Consider the following 26,503-nt stretch of genomic DNA (forward strand, 5'->3'; position numbering starts at 1 on the left):
GGGGTGAATTATAAAAGGAGAGGGCGGGGCGGTCAAGCAATTTAACCGCTTAGGGGGCCTTGTTTTCCTCTTGTTCGCGGATTTTGCCCAAGAGCTGCTTCCACAGTTCACCGCGGGCGATGCGGCAGCCTTCGACCTGGGCGATGGGCAGGACCTCGACCAGGGAATTGGTGATGAAGGCCTCGTCGCAGTCGTCCAGCTCGGAGACCTGGATGTTGCGCTCTTCGGTCTGCAGGCCGAGTTGGGCGGCAACCTGCAGGATCTGGCGGCGCATGATGCCGCCGAGGACCACTTCGCCTGCCGGGGGGGTGGCCAGGGTGTCGCCGCGCACCAGGAACAGGTTGGAGGTCGCCCCTTCGAGCAGCAGCCGGGAATCGGTGATGAACAGCGCCTCGCGGGCCCCCTTGCTTTTGGCGAAGTTGGCGGCGTAGAGGCAGTCGGCGTAGTTGCCGCGCTTCATCTGCGGCAGGTGACTCAGCGGGTTGACCCGGCGGTTGGGGGCGAAAACGCAGGTGATGCCGGCCTCGCGCTCCTCCTCGTCAGGCTCCTGCCAGGGGCTGGCGGTGAGGATGAAGCGCGCGGCTTTTTCCTGGGGGAACTCGAGCCCCTCGAAGCTGCCGCGGGTCAGAGTCAGGCGCACCCGGGAGACGGGGGCGCTCAGGTGCTGGGTGGCGCGGGTCAGGGTGCGTTCGAGGCGCTTGCGGTCGCAGGGGAAGTCGAGCAGCCGGGCGGAGAGCTCCAGGCGGTCGAGGTGCTCCTGAAGCAGCAGAAACCGCTTGCCGACCGCCTTGATGGTCTCGAACAGGGTGTCGCCGTAGAGGAAGCCGCCGTCGTCCACGGGGAGTCTGGCATCTCCGGGATCGAGAAACGCGCCGTCGATACTGATGATCATGACTGCTCCTCCAGGGTTTTACGCAAGGCCATTCCCTTGGCCAGGCATTCGTGCCATTCGCGCTCCGGCTCCGAGTCGGCGACGATGCCGGCACCGACCTGGTAGGTGAGCTCGTCGCCAAAGCGCTGAAAGGTGCGGATCAAAATGTTGAGGTCCATGTCGCCGGTGGCGCTGATGTAGCCGGCGCTGCCGGTGTAGCTGCCGCGCCCCACGGGCTCGAGCTCTTCGATGATCTCCATGCAGCGCTTCTTGGGGACCCCGGTGATGGTGCCGCCGGGGAACATGGCGCGGATCAGTTCGAAGGGCCCGACCTCTTCGCGCAGCAGGCCCCGCACGTTGGAGACGATGTGGGTGACGTGGGAGTAGCGCTCGAGCACCATCAACTCGTCGACCTGGACGCTGCCGGCCCGGCAGACCTTGCCGAGGTCGTTGCGCTCCAGGTCGAGCAGCATGACGTGTTCCGCCCGCTCCTTGGGGTGCCCCAGCAGTTCATGCCCCAGCTCCACATCCTCCGGCGGGGTGAAGCCCCGGGGGCGGGTCCCGGCGATGGGGCGGGCCTCGGCCACTTCCCCATGCAGGCAGACCAGCCGCTCCGGCGAGGAGGAGATGATCTCCAGCCCCGGCGAGCGCAGCAGGCAGGCAAAGGGCGAGGGGTTGACCCTGCGCAGCTTGCGGTACAGGCAGGCCGTGCTTCCGGTAATTCTACCATCAAATCGGCAGGAGAGGTTGGCCTGGTAGATATCGCCGGAGGCGATGTACTGTTTCGCCCTGGCGACCATGGCCTCGAACCGCTGCTGGCTGATCAGCGGGGAAGGGAGCATTTCGCAGGCGAAGGAGGCCTCGGTCGTGGGGGCTGCCAGCGCCTTGCGGATTGGTCCTTCAAGCGGCTCCAAATCGTCGGCGGGGTCGAGGGAGGCGAGGGTCAGGCAGCCGGAGCGGTGGTCGTAGACCGCCGCGAGGTCGACCCAGTCGAGCCAGAGATGGGGCAGGTTGCGGTCGCGCCGGGCATGCCGGGGAAGCTCCTCGATCCAGCCGGCGAGGTCGTAGGCCAGGTAGCCGAAAAATCCCCCGGGGAACAGCGGCCCGTCGGGCCGGCGGGGGATGCGGCGCCGGCGCAGGATCTCTTCGAGGACCTGGAAGGGGTCGCCTGGGAGCGGCTGCTCGCCGTCGCTGCTGCCGATGCGCACCAGCCCCGAATCGTCAAGCCGGTAGGATTCGCTGCGGCGCAGCGGCACGATGCTGTAGCGGCCCGAACCGTCGGGGCTTTCGAGAAATCCGGGCCCCTCGGGGTACAACGCGAGGCTCAGCTGCAGGGGGTCGAAACGATCGAGGCGGAAGGTGTGAACGGGTATCTGCATGGATTTGGGGCCGGCCTTTAAGGGGATGACATTCAGAACCCTCGGGCGGGCAGGCACAATGTATTGATTTGCCCGCGGCTTGGCAAGGGAAATTCTCCATCCCCGGCGGGTGCCTTGACATTGATGGGGAAGGGGCGTATCGTCCCAACTGTTCAGTATGCTGATAATAAGCACAGTGAGAATATCGGAGGGCTCAAATGACCGCGTTTGATATCGAAAACAGCGTCGGATTTCTGCTGGCCAAGGCTCACCAGCGGCTTTACGCCCATTTTCGCAAGGAACTGGAACCCTTCGGCATCACCCCGCCCCAGTTCGCCCTGCTGGCCTTTTTGTGGAAACGCGACCGCATCTCCCAGACTGAGCTGTCGGCCCGCACTGAAGTCGACCGGACCACTCTCGGGGGGCTGGTGGACCGCCTGGCCAAGATGGGGCTGGTGCGGCGCGAGGCCAACCCTGAGGACCGCCGTTCCTACCTGGTCTGCCTCACCTCAGCGGGCAAGGCGCTGGAGGCGGACCTGACCGGGATCGCCCTGGGGGTGCGCAAGCGCATCGTGGCCAACTTGGGGGCCGGTGAATATGAAACTCTCTGCACGCTGCTGGAAAAGCTGCGCGCCTGAAGGAGGCCTGCCGTGCGCAGTCTGATCGTTGTATTCCTGCTGCTCGCCGCCCCGGCGCTGCTGCGGGCGGAGCCGCTGAGCCTGGACGCCTGCCTGGAGCTTGCCGCCGCCAACAACCCGAGCCTGCGAACCGCCGGCCACGCCCCGGGCATCGCCCGCGACCAGGTGGCCCGGGCGCGCAGCGGCTATTTGCCCAGGGTCAATGCCGCGGCGGGCTACACCGTGCTCAAAGACCCCCAGGCGTTTCTCATCGGCGAGGGCGAAGTGGAGTCGACCGACCGCAACTTTGCCTCCCTGGGGCTTGAGGTCGACCAGATGCTCTATGATTTCGGGCGCACCCGGACCCGGGTGGAACAGGCGAGGGCCCTGGAGCAAGCCGCCGAGTTTGAGCTGCGCGAATCGGCCCAGGAGGTGTTCCTGCGGACCGTCACCGCCTATTACCGCATCCTCGAAGCCGAGAAGCTCGAAGGGGCGGCCGCGGAAGAGGTGGTGCAGAACCGCGAGCACCTGCGGGTCGCCCAGGCGCTTTACGAGCAGGGGATGGTGACCCGCAACGACGTGCTGCAGGCCGAGGTCTCCCTGGCCGGCAGCCGCCAGCGCCAGCTTTCCCGGCACAACCAGGGCGAGAACGCCTGGCGGCTGCTCAACTACCTGATCGGCCGCGGCACCGAGGAGCGCGGCGAGTTGCAGGAAGACGTCGCCCCGGAGGCCCTGCCCGCGGCCGGGGACGCCTTGCGGGCGGTGGCCGAGCGACCGGGGCTGCAGGCCCAGCAGGCGGTGGTGGAACAGGCCGGCCTGGCGGTGGAATCCAGCCGTAGCGAATACTGGCCCGAGCTGTTCGCCCACGGCGCCGTCGATTATCAGGAGAACAGCCACCTGCGCGAACAGACCCTCTATTCGGCCACGCTGGGGGTGCGGATCAACCTGTTTGACGGGCTGGCGACCACCTCGGCGCTGCGCCAGGCGCTGCTGACCCGGGAGCGGGAGCGGGCGCGGCTCCGGGACCTGACCGAGCAGGCCCGGTTGGAATACGAAAGTGCGCTGAGTGACGCCCAGGTGGCCGCCGAGCGCATCGAGGTGGCCAGGGAGTCGATCCGCCAGGGCGAGGAGAATCTGCGCCTCAACCAGGGGCGCTACCGTGAGCAGGTCGGCACCGCCACCGAGGTGCTCGATGCGCAGACCCTGCTGACCACCACGCGAACCGACTATCACCGGGCCGTTTTCGACTACCGGGTGGCCATCGCCCGGGTACAGAGAGCGGCTGGGGAGCTTTGAGGAGAGAGACAACCGATGAGTGACGAGCTAGAAGAAAAAAGCAGCGAGAAACCGCAGCAGGCGGCGCCGAAAGCGGGGCGCGGCCGCCCGCGCCGGGTCCGGCTGGTGCTGTTGCCCCTGCTGATAGCCGGGGCGCTCGGCGCAGGGTGGATGTGGTACGACGCCCAGGTGCGGGTGAGCACCGACAACGCCTTTGTCGAGGGGCATGTGCACCGGATCTCGCCCCGGGTGCCGGGGCATGTTCTGGAGGTGCTGGTCGAGGACAATCAGCGGGTAGCCGCCGGTCAGCCGCTGGTGCGGCTCGACCCGGCGGATTTCAAGGCCCGGGTCGACTACGCCGAGGCCCGCCTGGCGCTGGCCCGCAATGAAACCTCCGGCGACTATGCCCTGGTCCACGAGGCTCAGGCGGGCTTGAACCGGGCCCGGGCACAGCTGGAGCAGGCCCATCTCGACCTGGCCCGGGGCGAGGCCCTGCTGGCCAAGGAGGTGGTCCCCCGCGAGCAGGTCGATCGGCTGCGGACCCAGCACGAGGTCGCCGAGGCGCAACTCAGCCAGGCCCAGGCCGCCCTGGCCAGGGCGCGGGCGATGGTCGGCGCCGCCCCGGAAAACGGCAGCGAGGCGCGCATCGCCCAGCGGGCGGCGGAGTTGGAGGAGGCGCGGCTCAACCTCTCCTACACCACCATCGCCGCGCCGGTGGCCGGCTATGTGACCCACCGCACGGTGGAGCCGGGGAACAACGTGCAGGCCGGCCAGCCGCTGCTGGCGCTGGTCGAGCTCGAGGCCCCCTGGGTCGTCGCCAATTACAAGGAGAGTCAGCTGACTCACATCAAGGCCGGCCAGCAAGTGGCCTTCTCGGTGGATGCCTACCCGGGCCGGGAGTTCGCCGGGCGGGTCGACAGCATCATGGCCGGCACCGGCGCCGCCTTCTCGCTGCTGCCGCCGGAGAACGCCACCGGCAACTACGTCAAGGTGGTGCAGCGGGTCCCGGTAAAGATCGCCATCGAGCCCGGCAGCGACCCGGAGCACCTGCTGCGGGTCGGCATGAGCGTGGTTCCCGAGGTGCATACCGGCCGTAGCCTGGGTGAAATCCTCGCCCCTTTCAATCCCTTCGACTGAGCCGCCGCCAATGGAGCGCAATCCGCCTTCGGTCAACAAGTGGCTGATCACCGTCACGGTGATGCTGCCGACCATCATGGAGATCATCGACACCTCGGTGGCCAACGTCGCCCTGCCGCACATGCAGGGGAGCCTCAACGCCGGCACCGATGAGATCACCTGGGTACTGACCAGCTACCTGGTGGCCAACGCCATCGTGCTGCCGATGACCGGCTGGCTGTCGCGGATGTTCGGCCGCAAGCGCTTCCTGATCACCTGCATGGTGCTGTTCACCCTCGCCTCGCTGCTCTGCGGGGCCGCCCCCAACCTGGAACTGCTGATCTGCTTCCGCATCCTGCAGGGGGCGGCGGGCGGCGCGCTGATCCCCAACAGCCAGGCCATCATGATGGAGACTTTTCCGCCCAAGGAGCAGGGGATGGCAATGGCCATCTTCGGCATCGGCGCCATGTTCGGGCCGATCATCGGCCCGGCCCTGGGCGGTTGGGTCACCGACCACTTCAGCTGGCCCTGGATCTTCTACATCAACATCCCGGTGGGGATCGTCGCGGTGATCATGGCCGGGGTCTTCATCCACGACCCGCCCTACCTCAAGCGGGCCGAACGCTTCTCTATCGATTACTGGGGGCTGGGGCTGCTGGTGCTCGGTCTGGGTTCGCTGCAACTGGTGCTCGACAAGGGGCAGCAGGAGGACTGGTTCGAATCGTCCTACATTCTGGCCTTCTCGCTGATCGCTCTGGTCAGTCTGGCGACCCTGGTGTGGGTCGAACTGCGTCAGCCCCACCCGATCGTCAACCTGCGGCTGTTTCGCACCGTATCGTTTACCGCCGGCAACCTGCTGATGTTCGTGTTCGGTTTCTGCCTCTACAGCGCCATCATGCTGATCCCGCTGTTTCTGCAGACGTTGATGGGCTATGACGCCACCTTGGCCGGCATGGTGCTGGCCCCCGGCGGGGTGGCGACCCTGCTGACCATGCCGCTGGTGGGGATGGCGCTCTCTCGCGGCGTCGACGGGCGCTGGATCATCGCTGCCGGCCTGAGCGTCGGCGGCACCGCCATGTTCATCATGCAGGGCTTCACGCTGGAGGCCTCCTACTGGGATTTCGTCTGGCCGCGCATCGTGCTCGGTTTCGGTCTGGGGATGGTCTTCGTGCCGCTGAGCACCCTGACTCTGGCCGAGATTCCCAAGCCGGAGATGGGCAATGCCACCGGGCTCTACAACCTGCTGCGCAACATCGGCGGCAGCGTCGGCATCGCGCTATCGGCCACCCTGCTGACCCGCTATGGCCAGTTTTACCAGAACAACCTGGTGGCCCACGTCAACCCCTACAACCCCGACTTCCAGGAGCGTTTCGCGGCGCTCTCCCAGGCCGCCGTGGCCCGGGGCATGAGCCCGGCGGCCGCCGAGCAGGGGGCGCTGGCGATGATCTACGGCCTGCTGCAGCGCCAGGCGGGGATGCTCTCCTTCAACCACGTCTTCTGGGGGGTGGGGCTGGCCTTTTTCGCCATTCTGCCGATGCTGGCGCTGCTGAAAAAACGCAAGGGCGCAGCGGCGCCGGGAGCGCACTGAGAAAAACCGGAATTGTAAAGGGATGGGAAAACTGCGGAGGCAAAAGAAAAAGGGCCGACTCTTGCGAGTCGGCCCTTGGTTTTTCTTGGTGGAGCTAGGCGGGATCGAACCGCCGACCTCTTGAATGCCATTCAAGCGCTCTCCCAGCTGAGCTATAGCCCCGTCGTGGTGACGAGGCATGTTTATACAAAAACGCGCCCTGACTGTCAACAGGTTTTTTTCGGAAATAATGAACCTCCTGAAAAAGTCGAAATCTATTGCGATCGGCTGCAAACGCCCTGCGCGGCGTCTTCGTCGAAAAATCGTCCTCAACGTAGCTACTGCTACGCTTCCGGCGATTTTGCTCCTCATCCTTGCGGAGAACGTTTTCGCTCGATCTCATGACAATCCGACTTTTGCAAGTGGCTAAAATGACAAAAAAGTTCCAATGTTTGCCGGGCCGTGCAAACTCAGACCATGAGGCTGATCAGCGAGAAAATCGCCGCGCCGATCAGGAAGGGTTCGCACTCGCGGATCTTGCCCAGGCACAGCTTGAGCAGCACGTAGCTGAGCATGCCGAAGGCCAGTCCGGTGGCGATGGAATAGGTTAGCGGCATGAGAACGAAGGTCAGAAAAGCCGGCGCCCCTTCCTCGAAATCGTAGAAGTCAATCTGGCCGATGCCGCGCATCATGAAGATGCCGACGATCATCAAGGCCGGCGCGGTGGCGTAGGCGGGCACCGCGCCGATCAGCGGCGTGAACAGGGCCGAAACCAGAAACAGGGTCGCGGTGACCACCGCGGTCAAGCCGGTGCGACCGCCGTCGGAAACCCCGCTGGCCGACTCGATGTAGGCGGTAGTGGTGCTGGTGCCGAGCAGCGAGCCGCCCACCGTGGCCAGGGCGTCGGCGGTGAGCATCCGCGGCAGGGCGGGGATGTTGCCGTCCTTGTCGACCATCCCCGCCTCGCGGCAGACCGCCAGCATGGTGCCGAGGCTGTCGAACAGGTCGACGAACATGAAGGAGAAGATGCTCGCCCACAGCGAGATCTTCATGGCGCCGAGAATGTCGAGCTGAAAGGTGATGGCGGCGGGGGAGGGGGGCACCGCGACCAGCGCGGCGGGCCAGGGGGAGATGCCGATGAGCATGCCGGCCAGGGCCGTGCCGAGAATCGCCAGCAGGATGGCACCACGCACCCGTTTGACCTCGAGCAATATCGCCAGTGCCAGGCCGAACAGGCCGAGCAGCACCTGGGGGCTGAAACCGCCCAGGGCGACCAGCACCGCGTCGCTTTTGACGATCAGCCCCAGGTTCTGCATGCCGATGAAGGCGATGAACAGGCCGATCCCCACTGAGGTTGCCAGGCGCAGCGATTGGGGGATGGCCTTGACGATTTTCTCCCGCACCCCCAGCCAGGTCAGCACCAGGAAAAAGACCCCGGAGAGAAACACCACCCCCAAGGCCGTCTGCCAGGGGACCCCGGCACCCAGCACCAGGGTGTAGGTGAAAAAGGCGTTCAGGCCCATACCGGGCGCCATCATCAGCGGCGCGTTGGCCCACAGCGCCACCAGCAGGGTGGCCAGGCCGGCCACCAGGCAGGTGACGGTGGTCAGCGCCCCCTTGTCCATCCCCGCCTGGGAGAGGATGTTGGGATGCACGAAGATGATGTAGGCGGCGGTGAGAAAGGTGGTGACACCGGCGGTGATTTCGGTGCGAACGTTGCTGCCGCGGGCGTGCAGGTGAAAGAGCTTTTCCAGCATGATGGCCTCCGGGTGGTATTTTGGTCTTACCAAGCCTGGTGTTTATAGCACAGGAAAAACTCCCCCTGCAATTGCGGGGGGAGTGGTCGCGGTTACTGAAAACCCATTTCCGCAAGCGAATTTTCACCACGAAGGCCACGAAGTGCACGAAGAAAAACAAAATTCTCAATAGCCTTCAGCTTTTCTTCGTGCGCTTCAGCGAGCCTGGCGAGCGGGTGGTTGGAATGGGTTCCGGGATGGTCTCCAGCCTCCAACCGCTGTGAATCCTCTTCCTGTGAATGGCTGAAATAAAAAAAGGCAGCCCCGGGGGACCGCCTTTTTCTGGTTTGGAATTTGGCCCTCAGCCGCCGAGCAGCTGCTCCATGATGGCGAGGGCGGCGGTGCGCCCGTCTGCGGCGGCGGTTACGGCCAACTGGGCGCCGCGGTAGCAGTCGCCGCCGGCGAAGACCTTGGGGTGGGAGGTGCGGCAGGTGGCCGGGTCGACGGTGATCTCTCGCCAGCGCCCGGTTTCCACCCCGGCCTGTTTGAGGAAGAGGTTCTCCTCCACGTCGAAACCCAGCGCCAGGATCACCACGTCGGCCTTGACGCAGTGCTCGTTGCCCGGGATCACCTCGATGCTGCGGCGCCCGTCGGGGCCCGGTTCGCCGAGGCGGGTTTTCAGGGCGTCGACCCCGGCCACCTCGCCCTCGGCATTCAGCACGATGCGGGTGGGGGCCTCGTGGAACATGAACACCGCCCCCTCCTCCACGGCGTTGTGATATTCCTTGGCGCTGCCCGGCATGTTCATCTCGTCGCGCCGGTAGAGGCAGGTGACACTCTCGGCCCCCTCGCGCAGGGCGGTGCGCAGGCAGTCCATGGCGGTGTCGCCGCCCCCGATCACCACCACGTGCTTGCCGAGCACGCTGAAATATTCGGTCCAGGACTCGCCGAAGAGGCGGCGCTGCACGTTGGTGAGAAAATCCATGGCGGAGAAGACCTGGCGGTGATCCTCATTGGGGATGCCGGCCTTCTTGCCGGCGGTGGCGCCGACCCCGAGGAACACCGCGTCGTAGTCCTCGATGAGCTTGGTCAGCGGGATGTCGGCGCCCACGCTCATCCCCAGGTGCAGTTGCAGCCCCGCTCTCTGCAGGATCTTGAAGCGGTGGCGGATGATCTCCTTGTCGAGCTTGAAACCGGGGATGCCGTAGGTGAGCAGCCCTCCCGGGCGCTCGGCCCGCTCGTACATGTCGACGCCGATGCCGGCGCGCAGCAGGAAGTGGGCGCAGGACATCCCCGCCGGTCCCGAGCCGACCACCGCGACCCGCTTGTCGCTGGTCACCCCCGGGAAGGGGAGCTCGTAGCCGGCGCGAAAGGCCAGGTCGGTGATCGAGGCCTCGATGGGGCCGATGGTGATGGCCCCGTAGCCGTCATCGAGGGTGCAGGCCCCTTCGCAGACCCGGTTGTGGGGGCAGATCCGCCCGAGCACCTCGGGGAAGGGCGAGGTCTCGTTGGAGAGCAGAAAGGCCTTTTCCAGGTCGTGTTCGGCGACGGCCTCCAGCCACTGGGGGATGTAGTTGTTCAGCGGGCAGCCGTTGGTGGTGCAGAACGGGTCGCCGCACTGCACGCAGCGCTCGGCCTGCCGCGCCACCTTGCGGTCGTTGTAAAAGCGGTAGATCTCCTCGAAGGTGCGTACCCGCGAGGTGGCTTCGACCTTGTCGGGGTCTTGGCGATTTGTCTCAACAAAATTCTGCATAGTCTTTTCCGCCGGCCGCCATCTTCACCCCGGCTGCTGCGTTACGGCGCCGAATCGAATCCTCGATGCAGCGCTGCTGCACCTGCGGTTCCCTTCGACGCCAAGCCTTGCATCCGGGGCAAACCTGGCGGCCTCACATTGGGTGGTTGAAATTATTTAAAAACAAAATCTGCATCTGGTTCAGGAAAGCCCCCTCTCCCTGTCCCTCTCCCATGGGGAGAGGGGACGGTCGCGATGGGGATACCATTTACAAACCGGTGGCAATCTCCGATGGACGGTGGAAAATAACCAATCCGCCAACTCCAGACTTATCACTTATTACTCATTACGTATTACGCCTCACGAGCCCTCAATCCCCTTCCTTCGGGTTCAGCGGCGCCTTCATGTGCTTGGGCGTCACCATCCAGAAGTAGGCCAGCTCCTCGCGGTAGTTGTCGAGGATGTGTCGCGCCTTGGGGCTGCGGGTGCGGGTGTGGTAGCTGGTGAGGATCTGCTTCAGGTAGAGCTTGCCTTCGTTGTCGTCGTCGACGTCGATGCGCCGCGCCTCGACCAGTTCGCCGTTGAGCTTGTCGATGAAGTTCTTGTTGCGGTCGTAGACGAAGGCCGCGCCGCCGGTCATGCCGGCGCCGAAGTTGATGCCGGTTTCGCCGAGGATGACCACGGTGCCGCCGGTCATGTATTCGCAGGCGTGGTCGCCGGTCCCCTCGACTACCGCCAGGGCCCCGGAGTTGCGCACCGCGAAGCGCTCGCCGGCGGTGCCGGCGACGAACAGCTTGCCGCCGGTGGCGCCGTAGAGGCAGGTGTTGCCTACCGCGGCGACGCCGTCGTAGTAGTTGCGCGGGCTGACGATGATGCGCCCGTCGTGCATCCCCTTGCCGACGTAGTCGTTGGCCACCCCGTCAAGCTGGATGCTGACTCCGCCGACCAGAAAGGCCCCGAGGGACTGGCCGGCAACCCCCTTGAGCTTGATGGTGATGGCGTCCTTGGGCAGGCCCTCGTCGCCGTAGTACTTGGCGACCTCGCCGCTGACCAGCGCGCCCACCGAGCGGTTGATGTTCTGGATCTCCCGCTCGACGACGATCTCCTCCTTGGGGGATTTGATGACCGGGTAGACCTCCTGGAGAATCCCCTTTTCGAACTCGTTGCTGTCGAAGGGGTCGTTGCGCCTGCCGTAGAGGTCGGGGCCGTCCACCTGGCGCAGCACCGAAGAGAAATCGAAGGACGCCGCCTTGGGCGAGTCGAGGACCCCCAGCAGATCGACCCGGCCGATCACCTCCTCGAGGGAGCGGAAGCCGAGCTCGGCGAGGATCTCGCGCACGTCCTCGGCGACGTTGCGCAGGTAGGCGACAACCTTCTCCACCGTCCCCACATAGTGGGCGCGCAGGTTCTGGTCCTGGGTGGCGACGCCGACGGTGCAGCGGTTGAGGTGGCAGACCCGCAGCAGCTTGCAGCCGAGCATGACCAGCAGCGGGGTGCCGAAGCCGTAGAACTCGGCGCCGAGGATGGCCGCCTTGACCACGTCGCGGCCGATCTTGAGCCCGCCGTCGGTCTGCAGCTGCACCAGGTCGCGCAGCGCGTTCCCCTTGAGGCTCTGGTGGGCTTCGGCGAGCCCCAGCTCCCAGGGGTTGCCGGCGAACTTGATGGAGGTCTGCGGCGCCGCCCCGGTGCCGCCGTCGGAGCCGGAGATGATGATGCGGTCGGCGTAGCACTTGGCGACCCCGGCGGCGATGGTGCCGACCCCTTCGGTGGAGACCAGCTTGACGCTGACCCGGGCGTCGGGGTTGACCTGCTTGAGGTCGAAGATCAGCTGGGCCAGGTCCTCGATGGAGTAGATGTCGTGGTGCGGCGGCGGCGAGATCAGGGTGACGCCGGGCACGGTGAAACGCAGCGAGGCGATCAGCGGCGAGACCTTCTCGCCGGGCAGTTGCCCGCCTTCGCCGGGCTTGGCCCCCTGGGCGACCTTGATCTGGATCTCCTCGGCGCTGCGCAGGTAGCCGGGGGTGACGCCGAAGCGCCCCGAGGCGATCTGCTTGATCTTGCTGTTGTGGATGGTCTTGAGCCGAGCCGGCGCCTCGCCCCCCTCGCCGCTGTTGGAGCAGCCGCCGAGGATGTGCATCGCTTCGGCCAGGGCGTGGTGCGCTTCAGGGGAGATGGAGCCCAGGGACATGGCCGCCGAGTCGAAGCGCCGGGTGATCGAGGCCACCGGCTCGACCTCATCGAGGGGGATGGCGCAGCTGGGGCTGGCGAAATCGAGGAAATCGCGTACGAAGCGCTGGCCGCGCCCTTCGATCAGGCCGCGGAACTTCAGGTAGTCCTCGCGGGTGCGGGTCTCGGCGAACTTGTGCATGGCCAATATCACGTTGGCGTGGAAGTCGTGGTACTCGCCGCCGGGGTTGTTGCGGTTGAGGCTGCCGACCTCCAGGGGGTAGACCGGCATCATGTAGCTTTTTTTGTAGACCTTGCGGTGCACCGCCGCGATGCGCTCCTCGATCTCGGCGAAGCCCAGCCCGGGCAGCAGCGCCGGCGAGGCGGGGAAGCAGGTCTGCACCAGCTCGCGGGAGAGGCCGATGATGTCGAACAGGGCGGCGTTGCGGTAGCTGGAGACGGTGCTGATCCCCATCTTCGACATGACCTTGAGGATCCCCTTGGTCAGCGCCTCGAAGATGTTCTTCAGGCCGGTGCGGATGTCGCGGTGGGTGCCCCCCTTGCGCTCCAGGGCCTGCAGGCCGCTGGCGTAGAGCAGCCAGGGGTAGATGGCCACCGCCCCGTAGCCGAGCAGCACGCAGGCGCCGTGGGCGTCGACGACCTCGCCGGTGACCGCCACCATGGAGATCAGGTGGCGCAGCTTCTCCTTGAGCAGGCGCTGGTTGAGGTAGCCCACCGCCATGGCCATGGGGATCAGCCTGGTGTTGGCGCCAAGCGCCCGGTCGTCGAGGATGAGCATCCGCACCCCATCCTCGCGCACCGCGGCGACCACCTGGTCGCCGAGCCGCTCGAGGCTGGCCTTGAGGTCGCTGGCGAAGCCGGTGGAAAAGCTGCGGTGCTTGTAGCAGGCCTCGTAGCGCGGGCGGTTGGGGTCGCCGAAGGAGAGCAGCGCCTCGAAGATCTCATGGGAGAGGATCGGCGAGATGTTCTTCAGACGGCAGGCCCGCTCCGGGGTTTCGATCAGCGGGTTGCCCAGCTCGCCGAAACCGATGGTGGTCGACATGACCACCTTTTCCCGGTAGGGGTCGATGGGCGGGTTGGTGACCTGGGCGAACTTCTGGCGGAAAAAGTCGCTGAAGCAGCGCTGCACCTCGGAGAAGGCGGCCTGGGGGGTGTCATCGCCCATGGAACTGGTCGGTTCCTTGCCGTCGCGCAGCATCGGCTTGATCACCTGCTCCACGGTTTCGTTGGTGATGTTGTGGTAGCGCTGGCGCCGCGGCAGGTCGTCGTAGCGGTAGTCGGGGTATTCCTCGAACTGGCGCTCGATGAACTCGGGCAGGTAGAAGGTGCGCCCGGTCAGCCACTCGTTGTAGGGCTGGGCGTTCATCAGGTAGCGGTCGATGTCCTGGGTGTAGAAGATCTTGCCGTGCTCCAGGTCGGCGGCGATCATCTGCCCGCTCTGTAGCCGGCCGCGCTCGCGGATCTTCTCCGGCGGAGTGCCGAGCACGCCGTATTCGCTGGTGATCAGCAGCACGTCGTCGGTGGTGATGACGTACTTGGCCGGGCGCAGGCCGTTGCGGTCGAGCACGCAGCCGATGTAGCGTCCGTCGGTGAGGCTGACCGCGGCCGGGCCGTCCCAGGGTTCGAAGGCGGCCGAGGTGTACTCGTAGAAGGAGCGCAGCTTGGCCGGCATGTGGGCCACGTTGTGGCGCGGCGGCGGGATCAGCCCGCGGATCGCCTTGAAGAAGTCGACGCCGTTGGCCAGCATGAACTCGAGCATGTTGTCAAGGCTGCCGCTGTCGCTGGTCCCCTCCTCGAGCAGGGGGAGGATCCGCTGCATCTCCTCCCGCGAGAAGACCGGGCTGTCGGCTTCGGCGAACTTGGCCAGGGCGCTGAAGCGGTTGCCGCGGATGGAGTTGATCTCGCCGTTGTGGGCCAGGGTGCGAAACGGCTGGGCCAGCCGCCAGCGCGGCAGGGTGTTGGTGGAGAAGCGCTGGTGGAACAGGGCGAAGCTGACCTCGAAGTCATCCCGCTGCAGGTCGGGGAAGAGCTGGCGGATGTAGGTGGGCATCACCAGCCCCTTGTAGCTGATCACCTTGCGCGAGAAGGTGGGGATGTAGAAATCCCGGTCCTCGCCCAGCCGGTGCTCGGCCTCCTTGCGGGTCAGGTAGAGCAGGGCGTCGAAGCGCCGGGTGGCGATCAACTCGGCCGGTACCACGAAGGCTTGGACGATTTTCGGCAGCATCCCCAGCGCGTACTCGCCCAGCGCCTCGGTGTTCAGCGGCACCTCGCGCACCAGCAGCACCTGCAGATCGTTGCGCTCGCAGCATTCGCGGAACACCTCGGTCTGGCGCGGCTCGTCGGAGAGAAACAGGGTGGCCACGGCAAACTGCTCGGGCAGCGACACCCCCTGCTCGGCGGCCACGTTGCGCATGAAGCGCACCGGCATCGAGCAGAGCAGGCCGCTGCCGTCGCCGGTCTTGCCGTCGGCGGCGATGGCGCCGCGGTGGATCATCCGGCTCAGGGCGCGGATGGAATCTTCGAGCAGTTGGTGAGAGGGTCGGTTCTTCAGGTTGGCGAGCAGGCCGAAACCGCAATTGTCCTTGAATTGATCAGAAAAATCCATTAGTGCATTCCTTGACGGGGATGGAGGCAAATCGCTAAATACTAACATTGCCGAAAGGCCCTGACAATCGGATATGCCGGTTTTCCCTCGCCGTCGATTCTGCTTGTCAAACCATGGATGATTGGTTAGGAAGTTGCATGCATATAGAGGCAGGCCTTGCGGGTGTCAACCCGCTGACCGGGGCACCTGCAGGGGGACCGGGACCGTCTGCTCTGGATAGCCGATACAGGAGACGCTGGCAGGAAAGCCTTGACCCTTTCATGGAAAGCGGGGATTGGATGGACAGTTCAACAGCTGCGAATGGCCCCGCACTTTACAACAGTCGTATTATCGACACCTACCTGAAACTCCTGGCCCGGAAGTATCCCCGGGTCGAAGTCCCCGCACTATTGAACTATGCGGGGATGGAGCCCTACGAAGTGGCCGACCAGGGCCATTGGTTCACCCAGGAGCAGGTCGATCGGTTCCACGAAAAAATCGTCCAACTGACTGGCAACGAGCAGATTTCCCGCGAAGCCGGGCGGTACGCCGCCTCTGCCGAGTCCCTTGGGGCCATGCGGCAGTTCATCCTGGCGATGGCCACCCCCGGACAGGCCTTGATCCTGCTGGCGACCGGTGCCGGGCATATGACCCGGTCGACTAGTTACAAAGCCCGCCTGATCTCACCCAACAAAGCCGAAGTGCTGGCCATCCCGCACCCAGGAACGCTGAGAAGCCCTTTCAATGTGCCAATCGCATGGGGTTCATCGAGGCCATATTCCTGATGTTCCATACCCGGCTACCCAGAATCGAGCACGAGGAATGCCTGTTCAAGGGGGCCAGGTCATGCCGTTACGTTGTATCCTGGGAAAACTCGCCGCTTTACCTCTGCCGTATTTTCCGAAACCTGCTGGCCTTGCTGCTGCCAGTGGCCTGCCTGGTCGGATTGCTGTTCGATCCGGCGCTGGTGCTGGCAAGGCTGCTGCCGACATCGGTTATTGCCTGGCTGGGCCTGTCGCTTATTTGCCTGGTGCGGGAGCGCAAGGAATTGCTGGAAGGCCGCGAGGCCCTCTTCCAATCCAGTGAGAGGGTCCTGGAGCAGATCAACAGCAACTACAATACGGCCCTGATGGCCAACGAAATTGGCCAGGCCATCAGCAGGCGAAAGGATTTGGACAACATTCTCGAGGGTGTGGTGCAGGTCCTGGAAAACCGCCTGGCATTCGACCGGGGGATGGTGCTGCTGGCCAACCAGGACAAGTCCCGGTTGATACTGCGAAGCGGCTTCGGCTATCTGAAGCAGTACGTCCAGGCGCTGGACGGGGAAGTCTTTCGCCTCGACCCTCCGCAGGGCCAGGGCGTGTTTGCCTCCTCGTTCTGGGAGCAGAAACCGTACCTGGTCAACGATGTCGAGGAAATCAGGGATCAGCTTTCGTCGCGCAGCCTCAACCTGGTGAAGAAACTCGGGGTCAGATCCTTCATCTGCTGCCCCATCGTCTGCGAGGGGGAGTCCGTGGGGATCCTGGCGGTGGACAATCATCGCTCGAACCGCCCCCTCATCCTGAGTGATCTGAGCCTGCTGATGGGGATCGCGCCGATCATCGGCATCAGCCTGCGCAACGCCTTTTATCAGGAGGAGAAGTCACGTCAGATGAGGTCGACCCTCACGGTGCTGGCGGCCAGCATCGACGCCCGGGACAACCTGACGGCGGGACACTCGATGCTGGTTACCGAATATGCCGTGGGGATCGCCAGGCAAATGGGGTTGGAAAGCGATTATTGCGAAATGATCCGGATTGCCGCCCTGCTGCATGACTACGGTAAATTGGCCGTGCCCGACTCGATTCTGAAAAAGCCCGGAAAACTTACCGCCGAGGAGTTTGAAATCGTCAAGACCCATGCGGAAAAAACCCGGGAAATTCTCGACAAGATTGACTTCGAAGGGGTCAATCAACGGGTCCCGGAGATCGCCGGGGCCCACCACGAAAAACTGGACGGCAGCGGCTACCCCCAGGGCCTCAAGGGGGAGGACATCCCCCTTGGCGCTCGGATCATCGCGGTGGCCGATTTCTTCGAGGCGATAACCGCCAGACGCCATTACCGGGATCCCATGCCCTTGGATGAAGCCCTGGCCCTGTTGCGGGCCGAAACCGGGAGCCATTTCGACCCCAAGGTGGTCGAGGCCTTTTTACGGCATCTGGAGACCGCCTATCAAATCGATGTCCGCCCCCGCGGCGCGACTCGGGCCGAAGCGGTGGAGTTTCAGGAGGGAAGTGCCGCGCCTCTCTGACGTCGCAGCGGTGGTGGTCCAGTCAAAACGGCCAATGGGTTAACCGCCGAGCCAGTCCGCTGTACGCTGCAGGATCTCGGCGAAAACCTCGCGCGGCGAGCGTCCCTGGGCCTTGGGGACCTTGAAGGAGTGGTCGCCCCCATCGATGATCTCCAGCCGCGGCCGTTTGGGCATTTTCTTCACCACCCCCTCGAGCTTCTCCAGCTTGCACATCGAATCCCGCGTCCCCTGGATGAACAGTGTTGGCGTTTTGATCCGGTAGAGGTGGGCGTCGCGCAGTTGGTCGGGCTTGCCGGCGGGGTGCAGCGGGTAACCGAAGAGGATCAGCCGGTCGGCGGGCAGCAGGCCGTCGGCGACCAGTTGCGAGCCGATCCGCCCGCCCATCGATTTGCCCGAGACCACGATCTCCCCGGCGCCGAGTTTGTCGTGGTCGCGGATGAATTCAAAGGCCGCACGCCAGGCGGCGGCCAGCCGACCCGGGTTGTCCGGGGTCTTTTTCCCCTGTTCGCAATAGAGAAAGTTGAAGCGCAGCGCGGCGAAGCCCGCCGCGGCGAGCCCCTCGGCCATGGCGACGATGAACTCGTGGTTCATGTCGCCGCCGGCACCGTGGGCGATGATGACGGTCGGGCGCAGCCTGGCGCCGCGCCCGGCTGCCGCCGGGCGGTGCAGTACGCCCGAAATGGACTCCCTGCCGGTAACGGGGATGCTGACCTGTTCCGCGGTTGCCATGAAAATCTCCCTGGGATTTGATGGTTTCTGGATTTTTGCCCCCTCTCCCTCAGGGAGAGGGCCGGGGTGAGGGTGGGGCTATCCCGCCGCCAACGGCAGCCGAATCTCGATCCGCAGCCCACCGCCGGGGACATTGGCGGCGCGAACGCTGCCGCCGTGCAGGCGCACCGCCCGCTCGGTGATGGCCAGACCGATGCCGGTACCGCCGCTTTGCCGGTCGCGGGCGTCCTCGGCGCGATAGAAGGGGTGAAAGAGCTTCTCCAGGGCCGCCTCGGCGACCCCGGGCCCCTGGTCGCGGACCTCGACCAGGGCCGAGCCGTCGCGGCCGGCCACGGTGATTTCCACCGTGGTGCCCTCGGCGGTGTAGCGCACCGCGTTGCGCACCACGTTTTCGATGGCCCGGCGCAGCAGCTCCCGCGAGCCCTCGACCACCAGCGGCGCCGGGGCGCTCAGGCGGACGGCGCGGTTGCGGCTGCGGGCCTCGAAGTCGGCATCGGCGGCCACCTCGCCCGCCAGCTCGGCGAGATCCACCGGGTCGTGCGCCGGGCGCTCGGCGCCGCTTTCGAGCAGGGTCAGGGTCAGCAGTTGGCCGATCAGTTCGTTGAGCCTCTCGGCCTCGCGCTCGATGCGGTCGAGAGAGAGCGTGGCCGCCTCGCCCGCCTTCTGCCGGGCCAGGCCCAGAGCGACGTTGAGCCGCGCCAGCGGCGAGCGCAGTTCGTGGGAAATGTCGCGCAGCAGCCGCTGCTGCGAGCCGACCAGGTCGCCGATGCGCTCCGCCATCCGGTCGAAATCCCGGGCCAGCTCCGCGATTTCGTCGTTGCGGTGGATCTCCGGTCCCACCCGGGTGGCCAGGTCGCCGGCGGCGAATTGCTGGGTGGCGCGGCGCAGCTTGCCGATGGGGGAGATCAGCGAGCGGGCCAGCAGGTAGGCGATCAGGCCGGTGACCACGAATGCCGTCACCAGGCGCGGCGTCAGCCGGTAGGGGTTGAGAAGCCGTTCGATGGGACCGGGCGGGGTCGCCTGGGTGAGGTAGACATAGCCGCCCGTGGCCGGCATGGCTACCCAGATGCCTCCCTTGCCGTACTTGACCTGGATCTCTTCGGTCTGTGCCGCCAGCAGCACCAGGTCCATCACCCGCGGGGGGACCCGCCCGCCGGCCAACGGTCCATCAACCCCCTTGAAGAGAAAGCTGCGCGAGCGCCCTCTGCGGTCCAACTCGAAGGTCTTTTCCTGCAGGGCGGAAACGCCGCCGGTTTCGTAGCTCTCGATGATCTCCTGACTCTGCCTGGCGAGCCGCTCCCGGTGGCGGGCGATGTCCGCCTTGCGCGGGTCGGTGGTCAGGGCGAGAACCACCCCGATGGCGCCGATCAGGGTCATCGCCAACCAGAACCAGAGGAAAATTTTGACGAACAGGCTGCTGGCCTTCATGGGGATATCGCACCCTCGGCGGACTGGGCGTACTGGTAACCGACCCCGCGCACGGTCTTGATTCGTTCGGTACCGGCCAGTTCGTGGCCGAGCTTTTTGCGCAGGCTGCTCACGTGCACATCGATGCTGCGGTCATAGGGGGTCAGGCGACGGCCGAGAACCTTTTTTGAGAGGTCCTCGCGGGTCACTATGCGCCCGGCGTGTTCGAGCAGCTCGGCGAGCAGGGTGAACTCCACTGCGGTCAGCTCCACCGGGCGGCCGTTCTTTTTTACCGTGCGCGTCCCCTTGTCCACCACCAGGTCGCCTAGCTCGAGGGTTTCGTGGGTCGCCTCCGCCGCGGTGGCCGGGGTGGATTCCGCCCGGCGCTGGATGGCGCGGATGCGGGCCACCAACTCCCGGGGGTTGAAGGGCTTGGGCAGGTAGTCGTCGGCCCCCATCTCGAGGCCGACGATGCGGTCGACGTCGTCGCCGCGGGCGGTCAGCATGATCACCGCGACATTGGAGCGGCCGCGGATCTTGCGCAGCACCTCGAAGCCGTTCATCCCCGGCAGCATCACATCGAGCACCACCAGGTTGGGTTCATCCTCCAGCGCCCTGGCGGCCCCCGCCTCGCCGTCGTGGACCGCGCTCACCTCGAAACCCTCGGGGGTGAGGTAGTCGCTGAGCAGTTCGCACAGTTCGATGTCGTCGTCGATGACCAGAATGCGGTTCATGAGCCGTCCGGATGATGAATTAAACGCTGAATGGGCTGCAGATGCTTCATTCTAGCCCAAAAAGAACGGTCGGGCTGTAAAGAATTGTTAAGACTTTGTTTTTCGAAAGAATACCGTTGCCGAGGCCGCGGTTCCTGGGCGGGTTTTTTCTTGGTCTGAAGTCCGGATTTGGAAGGGGCGGGGCGGTCAGGTAGAATATTTTGTGTAACTTAGCTTCCACTCTCCCCGGAAAGGTTGTCGCGATGGCGAAAATGCCCGCTCTCTTCGTAGGCCATGGCTCCCCGATGAACCTGGTCCTCGAAAACGACTACACCCGCGGTCTGCGGCAGCTGGGTCCGCGCCTGCCCCGCCCCGAGGCCATCTGCGTGGTCTCGGCCCACTGGCTGACGCGCGGAACCTTCGTCTCCTGCCAGCCCGAGCCCAGGCAGATCTACGACTTCTACGGCTTCCCGCAGGAGTTGTACGAAATCCGCTACCGGCCGCAGGGGCATCCGGGGCTGGCCGCGCGGGCGGTCGAGCTGCTGCGGGGTGTCGTGCCGACAGCGGCCTGCGACGCCGGCTGGGGGGATGACCACGCCGGCTGGAGCGTGCTGCACCACCTGTTTCCCAAGGCCGATGTGCCGGTGTTCCTGGTCAGCATCGACATGGCGGCCCCGGCCGCTACCCACCTCGCGCTGGGGCGGGCCCTGGCGCCACTGCGCGACGAGGGGGTGCTGATCCTGGGCAGCGGCAATATCGTGCACAACCTGCGGCTGGCCGACCTGGGCGATGTGGACGCGCCTCCGGAGCCCCTTGGCCTAGCCTTCGACGCCGCCATGAAACAGGCGCTGCTCGCCGGCGACCTGGAGACGCTGGTCAATTACCAGCAACTGGGGGAGACGGCCCGCTATGCGGTGCCGACTCCGGACCATTATTACCCCATGCTCTATCCCGCCGCGGTCAGGGGGCAGGGTGAGCCGCTCAGCTTTACCTGCGAGATTTTCCAGAACCGCGCGGTGTCGATGCGGGCGTTTCTGGTCGGTGAACATTGAACTTTCCAAAACTCAAAAAGGAGGCGGCGATGAAGAAAACCTCGAGCTTCATTTCACTTTTTGTCGCAGTGGCGGTTTTCGCCTGTATGAACCTTGCCGTGGCGGCGGGGGATCTGACCGGTCAGGACCCGGTGGAGGTCAAGGTGCGGTTGGGAGACGAGAAGGGCGCCCTGCGGTTTTTCCCGGATCAGCTGGAGTTCGAGACCGGACGGCTGTACAAGTTGGTGCTGCACAACCCCAGCACCATGAAGCATTATTTCAGCTCCGAGGGGCTCTCCAGGGCGGTGTTCACCCGCAAGGCGCAGGTTCTGGGTGCCGACGGCAGCACCATCGCCGAAATCAAGGGGCAGATCCGCGAGATCGAAGTCTACCCCGGCGGCACCGCCGAGTGGTGGTTCGTGCCGGTCAAGACCGGGACCCTGAAGGATCTCAACTGCTCCATCGCCGGGCACGCCGAGGGGGGGATGACCGGGACGATCACCATCAAGTGATGGCTCTGCGGGCATTGCTCACCCCCACCCTGTCCCTCCCCCATCGCGGGGGAGGGGATGTTGCCTGGTGGAGGGGGGGGGCTTGATTCCCGGTTTTGCTCGATCAGATTTTATCCGGCAGTTTCAGATTTGATCCGCGTTCCATTGCCCTTGGGTTTTTTATTAAACGCCCGCCCTTAATGCCCCAGGTATTGCGCCATGGGGATCAGCCGCTGGTAATCCTGGTAGGTCAGCGAGCTCTCCCAATGGCCCCCGAGCATCCCCGCGGCGACGCCGCCGGCGTAGATGCCGAGCACCAGCACGGGGAAGACCCAGCGGGGCAAGGGGCGCTTCCAGAAGGGGGGCGCCATGGCCAGGGACCGCTCCGGGCAGGCCTCGACGCAGGTCAGGCAGCCGGTGCATTCGGGGCTGGACAGGCTGGCCTTGCGGTGTACCGGCAGCCGCGACGGGCAGGCGCGGCTGCAGCGCAGGCAGCCGGTGCAGGTGGCGCTGTCGCGGCGGATCTTCATCGGACTGAGCATGCTCACCAGCCCTAAAAGGGCGCCGTAGGGGCAGAGATAGCGGCACCAGAAGTTCTTGTAGAGCAGGGAGAGGACCGCCAGCACCGCCAGCACGATGATGGTGGTCAGCGACATGCCGGTGAAGAAGTGCAGCATCTTCACATCGCTGATCGCCCAGTAGGGGGCGCGCAGAAATCCGGCCAAAGCCCGGGCCGGCATGTCGAGCAGGATGATCTTGGCGAAAAACAGCAGCAGCAGGTACTTGAGGCCCCGCAGCGGGATGTCGAGCCAGTTCCAGATAGCGAAGTTGCGGCCGAACAGGCTCTGCCCCAGCTTCCACAACGCCTCGGAGAGAGTCCCCACCGGGCAGAGCCAGGAGCAGAAGGATTTTTTCGCCAGCAGGCTCATGGCGACAAAGGTCAGGAACAGCACCAGGGCGGCCGGATGAACCGGGTCGAAGACGCCGGTGGCCACCCAGTACTTGAGGCTGGTCAGCGCGCCGATGGGCAGAAAACCCTCCACCCCGGGCGGGCGGAGGTAGAGCGGCGTGGCGCCGCCGGTTTCGAAGTGGCGGACAAACAGGCCGAACTGCACGCCGATAAACAGGATCCAGAGGAAAAAGCCCCACTGGACCAGTTGCCGCCAGGTACCTGTACTCTTGAACTTTTCTTTCAATGCCATGATCAATCCTTCGGGGAAATATTTCAGGGGTTGCTGCTTTGCCTCGGCAAACTAGCACAGAATAGATAGGACGGGCATTGACTCAGGTCATTTTTTTCGCTGGGCGTGATCATGGGTTGAGGGGGGCGGACATTGGTGGCATACTCCCGATATCGGGAAGGGTGTTTTTTAGCGCATTTCATGGGATGAATCGATGATCACACTTTCGCAACTGGCCCTGTTCTCCGCCGCATCGCTGCTTCTCATCTTCACCCCGGGGCCGGACATCATCTACGTCATGACCCGCGGCATGGCCCAGGGGCGGGGGGCGGCGCTGGCCGCGGCGGCCGGCTTCAGCCTCGGCAACCTGGTGCACACCTTTTTCGCCGTGGTCGGGCTCTCGGCCCTGCTCACCTCCTCGGCGACGGCCTTCCAGCTGGTCAAGTACGCCGGCGCCGTCTACCTGGTCTACCTGGGGATCAAAATGCTGCGCAGCGGCTCGCCGGTCTCCGTTCCGGGCGCGGCGCCGACCCTGCAGAACGGGGTCATTTTCCGCCAGAGCATCATCGCCAACATCCTCAACCCCAAGGTTGCGGTCTTCTTTCTTGCCTTCTTCCCCCAGTTCGTCGACCATTCCCGGGGCCACGCCGCCTGGCAGATGCTGACCCTCGGCTGCACGTTCGTGGTGCTGACCGCCATCGGCTTCGGCCTGGTGGGGATCTGCTCGGGGTGGATCGGCGGCTTCCTGCAGCGCGCCCCGCGCATCGGCAGCCGCATCGGGCATTTTGCCGGCGGCATCCTGATCGCCCTGGGACTGCGTCTGGCCTGGCCGGAACGGGGTTAGCCCGGGGCCGATCGCTAGGGATGAACAAAAGGGGCAGGGCCTTCGGGCGCCTGCCCCTTTATGTTGAACCCTTTTGATTCTGGAAAGGCAATTGGCCACGGATCAAATCTGATCAAATCTGATTTTCAAAGAAAAAAAAAGCAGGGTCGAATGCCAAATTGGGAAACTCGGAAGATAGATCATGTTTTGCTTTATCCGATCTTATCCGTGGCTAATTGCCTTTTTCAGGGGTTTTCAGAGCCGACTATTTCCCAAACCTCCCCCGGGCAAAATTCACCAGGGTTTCCGTCAATTCCTTGATCGCGCCGGTCTTGAGATCCCAGTGGTGCCAGTAGAGGTGTACCGGGCTTTTCGCTTCGGGGCGCAGGTCGAGGGCGGCGGCGCCGGCCAGCAGGGGGGCGACCTGCGGCTGGGGGACCAGGCCGTAGCCGAGCCCGGCGGCGATGGCCCCGAGAAAGGCGTGGGTCGAGGGGATGTAGTGATGGGGAAAGTCGTGGTGGGTGATCCCGAGCTGCTCCTCGAGGAAGCGGTAATGGAGCCGGTCCTTCTCGTTGTAGATAACTGCCGGGGCCTTGGCGATCGCCTCGGACCGCAGGCCGTCGGGAAACCACTCGGCGGCGAAGGCCGGACTGGCGACGCAGCGGTAGTCCATGCTGCCCAGGTAGACCGCTGAACACCCCTGCAGCGGTTCGGAGCGGGTGCTGACGCAGCCCAGGACCAGGCCGTCGCGCAGCAGGCGGTGGGTTTCGTCCTGATCGTCCACCGAGAGCCGCAGGGTGAAGTTCCGGGAGAGGGCCAGCGGCGCTACCGCATCGATGAACCAGGTGGCCAGGCTGTCTTCGTTGATGCCGATGGGCAGGGGAAGAAATTCGCCCTGGCGGGGAAGGCTGATTTCGCCTCGCAGGTCGCTTTCCAGCTGCGCCACTTGCTGGTAATGGGCAAGCAGCCGCTGCCCCATAGCGGTGGGCTGGGGCGGGTTGCCGCGGATGATCAGCGGCGAGCCGAGCTGGTCCTCGAGCTGGCGGATGCGCTGGGAGATGGCGGACTGGGTCAGGTGCAGCCGTTTGGCCGCCTTGTCGAAGCCACCCTCCTGGCAGACCATGGCCAGGGCCCTGAGCAGTTTATAATCGAGCATGGCTTTATATTATTTTTTCTTATGGCCAAAGACAATAATTAATTTCTCTTTTGGGGTTTCCTTCGCTAGACTCCCGCCATCTATTGCAAGGGAGATCGCCATGAGCGCCGTAAGTCTTGCCCTGGTCGCCTGTCTGGGGTGGGGAATCGCCGATTTTCTGGGAGGGTTCAAAAGTCGCGCCCTTCCGGTCATCACCGTTCTGCTGGTATCGACCAGCTGCGGCCTGGCCGCCATGGCCGCAATTGCCCTGAACCGTGGGGTTGTGCTGCAGTTCGGCGCACACCTGGGTTATGCGGCCGCCGGGGGGATCGCCGGGCTGGTGGGGCTGATCTGTCTTTACCGCGGCATGGCCATCGGCGCCATGTCCATCGTCGCGCCGATCAGCGCCCTGGGGGTGCTGCTGCCGGTAACCTTCGGGCTGGTCGCCGGCGATCTGCCGAGCCCCTGGCAAACCCTGGGGATGGTCGCCGCCCTTGCCGGGGCGGTGCTGGTCTCCCGCGAGAAACGGACCCTCGAACCTTCCCCGAAAAAAATTGCCGACGGCGTTCTGCTGGCCGCCGGGGCCGCCCTGGCCATCGGCATATTCTACGTGGTCATGGACCGGGCCAGCGACATCGACCCCTTGGGCGCCTCGCTGGTGATGCGCCTGACCCAGTTCGCCCTGCTGATCCCGCTGGTGCTGGTCAGCCGGCCCTGCCTGCGGGTCGGGCCCGGGCACTGGCCGTTTCTGATCGGCATGGGGGTGCTCGACGCGCTGGCGGGGCTGGCTTACGCCATCGCCACCGCGCAGGGGATGCTCAGCCTGGTGGCGGTACTGGGTTCGCTCTACCCGGCGGTCACCGTGCTGCTCGCCATCCTGGTGCTGCGCGAGCGCCCGCAGCGGATCCAGTTCGCCGGCGTGGCCCTGGCCCTGGCCGGGGTGGCGCTGATCACACTCTGATCCAGAGAGAAATGGGATAGACCATGCACCCGACCCTGTCCCTGGCGCCACTCCTGCAAGGTTTCACCCTGAGCGCCAGCCTGATCATCGCCATCGGCAGCCAGAACGCCTTCGTCCTGCGCCAGGGGCTGCGCCGCGAGCATGTCTTCGTCGTCTGCACCATCTGCTTTTTCTGCGACGCCGCTCTCATCGCCCTCGGCGTCGCCGGCTTCGGCTCGCTGGTGGCCTCCTCGCCCCTGCTGCTGCGTTTCACCTACTGGGCGGGCGCGGCCTTTCTGTTTGCCTACGGCCTGCGCGCCTTTCGCGCGGCGCTCAAACCCGGGAGCCTGGCGGTCGATGTTTCGGGCACCCTGGCTGCCGGCCTGGGCCGGGTGGCCCTCACCACCCTGGTGCTGACCCTGCTCAATCCTCACGTCTATATCGACACGGTGCTGCTGCTCGGCAGTGTCGCCGGCCAGCAGGCAGCCGGGGCCCGCCCCTGGTTCGCCATCGGCGCCGTTTGCGCCTCGCTGCTGTGGTTCTACAGCCTTGGCTACGGCGCCCGGGTGCTGGCGCCCCTGTTCCGGAAACCCTCCGCCTGGCGGGCCCTGGATGGTCTGATCGGCTGTGTGATGTGGGCGATCGCCGCCAGCCTGGTCTGGCCGCTGCTGGTCGGGGCGGGGTAGGGGGACCATGGACTTGCTGCTTGTCACCAGGGAT

The 26,503-nt window shown here is 65.1% G+C and carries 21 protein-coding genes and 1 tRNA gene; 11 read left to right on the top strand and 11 right to left on the bottom strand.

All coding sequences use genetic code 11. The annotated features are described in order from the left end of the window. Positions 1 to 49: 49 nt before the first annotated feature. Together DESUT3_RS07040 and DESUT3_RS07045 are read right to left on the bottom strand one after the other, a co-directional pair. Complete coding sequence (locus DESUT3_RS07040) at positions 50 to 892, bottom strand: aminotransferase class IV (protein WP_221251747.1); 843 nt, start codon at positions 890 to 892, stop codon at positions 50 to 52. Further along, positions 889 to 2,250, bottom strand: coding sequence for an anthranilate synthase component I family protein (locus DESUT3_RS07045; protein ID WP_221251748.1), 1,362 nt, complete (start codon positions 2,248 to 2,250; stop codon positions 889 to 891). Before DESUT3_RS07045 ends, DESUT3_RS07040 begins: the two co-directional genes overlap by 4 nt. A 197-nt stretch (positions 2,251 to 2,447) precedes the next feature. Here DESUT3_RS07045 and DESUT3_RS07050 point away from each other — a divergent pair, with 197 nt between their 5' ends. The 4 genes from DESUT3_RS07050 to DESUT3_RS07065 are packed head-to-tail and all read left to right on the top strand — an operon-like array spanning position 2,448 to position 6,825. Next, positions 2,448 to 2,867: a MarR family winged helix-turn-helix transcriptional regulator gene (locus DESUT3_RS07050; RefSeq protein ID WP_221251750.1), complete on the top strand. Its 420-nt coding sequence runs from the start codon at positions 2,448 to 2,450 to the stop codon at positions 2,865 to 2,867. Between the two features lie 12 nt (positions 2,868 to 2,879). Continuing rightward, positions 2,880 to 4,142 carry a TolC family protein gene (locus tag DESUT3_RS07055; RefSeq protein ID WP_221251752.1) on the top strand — a complete coding sequence of 421 codons (1,263 nt, stop codon included), beginning with the start codon at positions 2,880 to 2,882 and terminating at the stop codon, positions 4,140 to 4,142. A gap of 15 nt (positions 4,143 to 4,157) precedes the next feature. Next, entirely contained in the window at positions 4,158 to 5,258 is a 1,101-nt protein-coding gene (locus DESUT3_RS07060) for an HlyD family secretion protein (protein WP_221251753.1), read from the top strand. A 10-nt stretch (positions 5,259 to 5,268) separates the two neighbouring features. Further along, the gene (locus DESUT3_RS07065; RefSeq protein ID WP_221251754.1) at positions 5,269 to 6,825 is read left to right on the top strand and encodes a DHA2 family efflux MFS transporter permease subunit; all 1,557 of its coding nucleotides are present in this window, start codon (positions 5,269 to 5,271) and stop codon (positions 6,823 to 6,825) included. Positions 6,826 to 6,911: 86 nt separating this feature from the next. Here the strand turns inward: DESUT3_RS07065 and DESUT3_RS07070 are convergent. From DESUT3_RS07070 to gltB, 4 genes are all read right to left on the bottom strand, one after another. Then, positions 6,912 to 6,987: transfer RNA gene (locus DESUT3_RS07070), tRNA-Ala, on the bottom strand. 287 nt (positions 6,988 to 7,274) lie between these two features. Continuing rightward, a complete protein-coding gene (locus tag DESUT3_RS07075) occupies positions 7,275 to 8,561 on the bottom strand; it encodes an NCS2 family permease (protein ID WP_221251756.1) in 1,287 nt (428 codons plus the stop codon). Positions 8,562 to 8,901: 340 nt separating this feature from the next. After that, positions 8,902 to 10,293 carry a glutamate synthase subunit beta gene (locus tag DESUT3_RS07080; protein WP_221251758.1) on the bottom strand — a complete coding sequence of 464 codons (1,392 nt, stop codon included), beginning with the start codon at positions 10,291 to 10,293 and terminating at the stop codon, positions 8,902 to 8,904. 349 nt (positions 10,294 to 10,642) lie between these two features. Then, positions 10,643 to 15,064, bottom strand: coding sequence for a glutamate synthase large subunit (gltB, locus tag DESUT3_RS07085; protein WP_221251761.1), 4,422 nt, complete (start codon positions 15,062 to 15,064; stop codon positions 10,643 to 10,645). Between the two features lie 278 nt (positions 15,065 to 15,342). Between gltB and DESUT3_RS07090 the strand changes: the two genes are divergently transcribed. Further along, a complete protein-coding gene (locus DESUT3_RS07090) occupies positions 15,343 to 15,828 on the top strand; it encodes a hypothetical protein (RefSeq protein ID WP_221251763.1) in 486 nt (161 codons plus the stop codon). Then, the gene (locus DESUT3_RS07095) at positions 15,801 to 17,333 is read left to right on the top strand and encodes an HD domain-containing phosphohydrolase (protein WP_221251765.1); all 1,533 of its coding nucleotides are present in this window, start codon (positions 15,801 to 15,803) and stop codon (positions 17,331 to 17,333) included. The genes DESUT3_RS07090 and DESUT3_RS07095 overlap by 28 nt, the downstream gene beginning before the upstream one ends. Before the next feature lie 39 nt (positions 17,334 to 17,372). Here DESUT3_RS07095 and DESUT3_RS07100 read toward each other — a convergent pair whose 3' ends face one another. The 3 genes from DESUT3_RS07100 to DESUT3_RS07110 all read right to left on the bottom strand — a co-directional run bounded on the left by DESUT3_RS07100 (position 17,373) and on the right by DESUT3_RS07110 (position 20,203). Beyond that, a complete protein-coding gene (locus tag DESUT3_RS07100) occupies positions 17,373 to 18,062 on the bottom strand; it encodes an alpha/beta hydrolase family protein (RefSeq protein WP_221251766.1) in 690 nt (229 codons plus the stop codon). Between the two features lie 78 nt (positions 18,063 to 18,140). Beyond that, positions 18,141 to 19,490 carry an ATP-binding protein gene (locus tag DESUT3_RS07105; RefSeq protein ID WP_221251768.1) on the bottom strand — a complete coding sequence of 450 codons (1,350 nt, stop codon included), beginning with the start codon at positions 19,488 to 19,490 and terminating at the stop codon, positions 18,141 to 18,143. After that, complete coding sequence (locus tag DESUT3_RS07110) at positions 19,487 to 20,203, bottom strand: response regulator transcription factor (RefSeq protein WP_221251769.1); 717 nt, start codon at positions 20,201 to 20,203, stop codon at positions 19,487 to 19,489. Before DESUT3_RS07110 ends, DESUT3_RS07105 begins: the two co-directional genes overlap by 4 nt. A gap of 242 nt (positions 20,204 to 20,445) precedes the next feature. Between DESUT3_RS07110 and ygiD the strand changes: the two genes are divergently transcribed. Together ygiD and DESUT3_RS07120 are read left to right on the top strand one after the other, a co-directional pair. Then, positions 20,446 to 21,234: a 4,5-DOPA-extradiol-dioxygenase gene (gene ygiD, locus DESUT3_RS07115; protein ID WP_221251770.1), complete on the top strand. Its 789-nt coding sequence runs from the start codon at positions 20,446 to 20,448 to the stop codon at positions 21,232 to 21,234. A gap of 29 nt (positions 21,235 to 21,263) precedes the next feature. Further along, positions 21,264 to 21,725, top strand: coding sequence for a cupredoxin domain-containing protein (locus DESUT3_RS07120; RefSeq protein ID WP_221251772.1), 462 nt, complete (start codon positions 21,264 to 21,266; stop codon positions 21,723 to 21,725). Between the two features lie 176 nt (positions 21,726 to 21,901). On the opposite strand, the gene DESUT3_RS07125 is transcribed toward DESUT3_RS07120, so the two are convergent. Further along, positions 21,902 to 22,906 (bottom strand): 4Fe-4S binding protein, encoded by a 1,005-nt coding sequence (locus DESUT3_RS07125; RefSeq protein ID WP_221251773.1) that lies wholly within the window; start codon positions 22,904 to 22,906, stop codon positions 21,902 to 21,904. A 193-nt stretch (positions 22,907 to 23,099) separates the two neighbouring features. Between DESUT3_RS07125 and DESUT3_RS07130 the strand changes: the two genes are divergently transcribed. Next, complete coding sequence (locus tag DESUT3_RS07130) at positions 23,100 to 23,729, top strand: LysE family translocator (protein WP_221251774.1); 630 nt, start codon at positions 23,100 to 23,102, stop codon at positions 23,727 to 23,729. A gap of 244 nt (positions 23,730 to 23,973) precedes the next feature. On the opposite strand, the gene DESUT3_RS07135 is transcribed toward DESUT3_RS07130, so the two are convergent. Next, positions 23,974 to 24,864 carry a LysR family transcriptional regulator ArgP gene (locus tag DESUT3_RS07135; protein WP_221251775.1) on the bottom strand — a complete coding sequence of 297 codons (891 nt, stop codon included), beginning with the start codon at positions 24,862 to 24,864 and terminating at the stop codon, positions 23,974 to 23,976. Positions 24,865 to 24,964: 100 nt separating this feature from the next. Here DESUT3_RS07135 and DESUT3_RS07140 point away from each other — a divergent pair, with 100 nt between their 5' ends. Continuing rightward, positions 24,965 to 25,804, top strand: coding sequence for a DMT family transporter (locus DESUT3_RS07140; protein ID WP_221251776.1), 840 nt, complete (start codon positions 24,965 to 24,967; stop codon positions 25,802 to 25,804). A 23-nt stretch (positions 25,805 to 25,827) separates the two neighbouring features. Beyond that, positions 25,828 to 26,469 (top strand): LysE/ArgO family amino acid transporter, encoded by a 642-nt coding sequence (locus DESUT3_RS07145; RefSeq protein WP_221251777.1) that lies wholly within the window; start codon positions 25,828 to 25,830, stop codon positions 26,467 to 26,469. Positions 26,470 to 26,503: the final 34 nt, after the last annotated feature.

The organism is Desulfuromonas versatilis, assembly GCF_019704135.1.
Classification (GTDB): domain Bacteria; phylum Desulfobacterota; class Desulfuromonadia; order Desulfuromonadales; family NIT-T3; genus Desulfuromonas_A; species Desulfuromonas_A versatilis.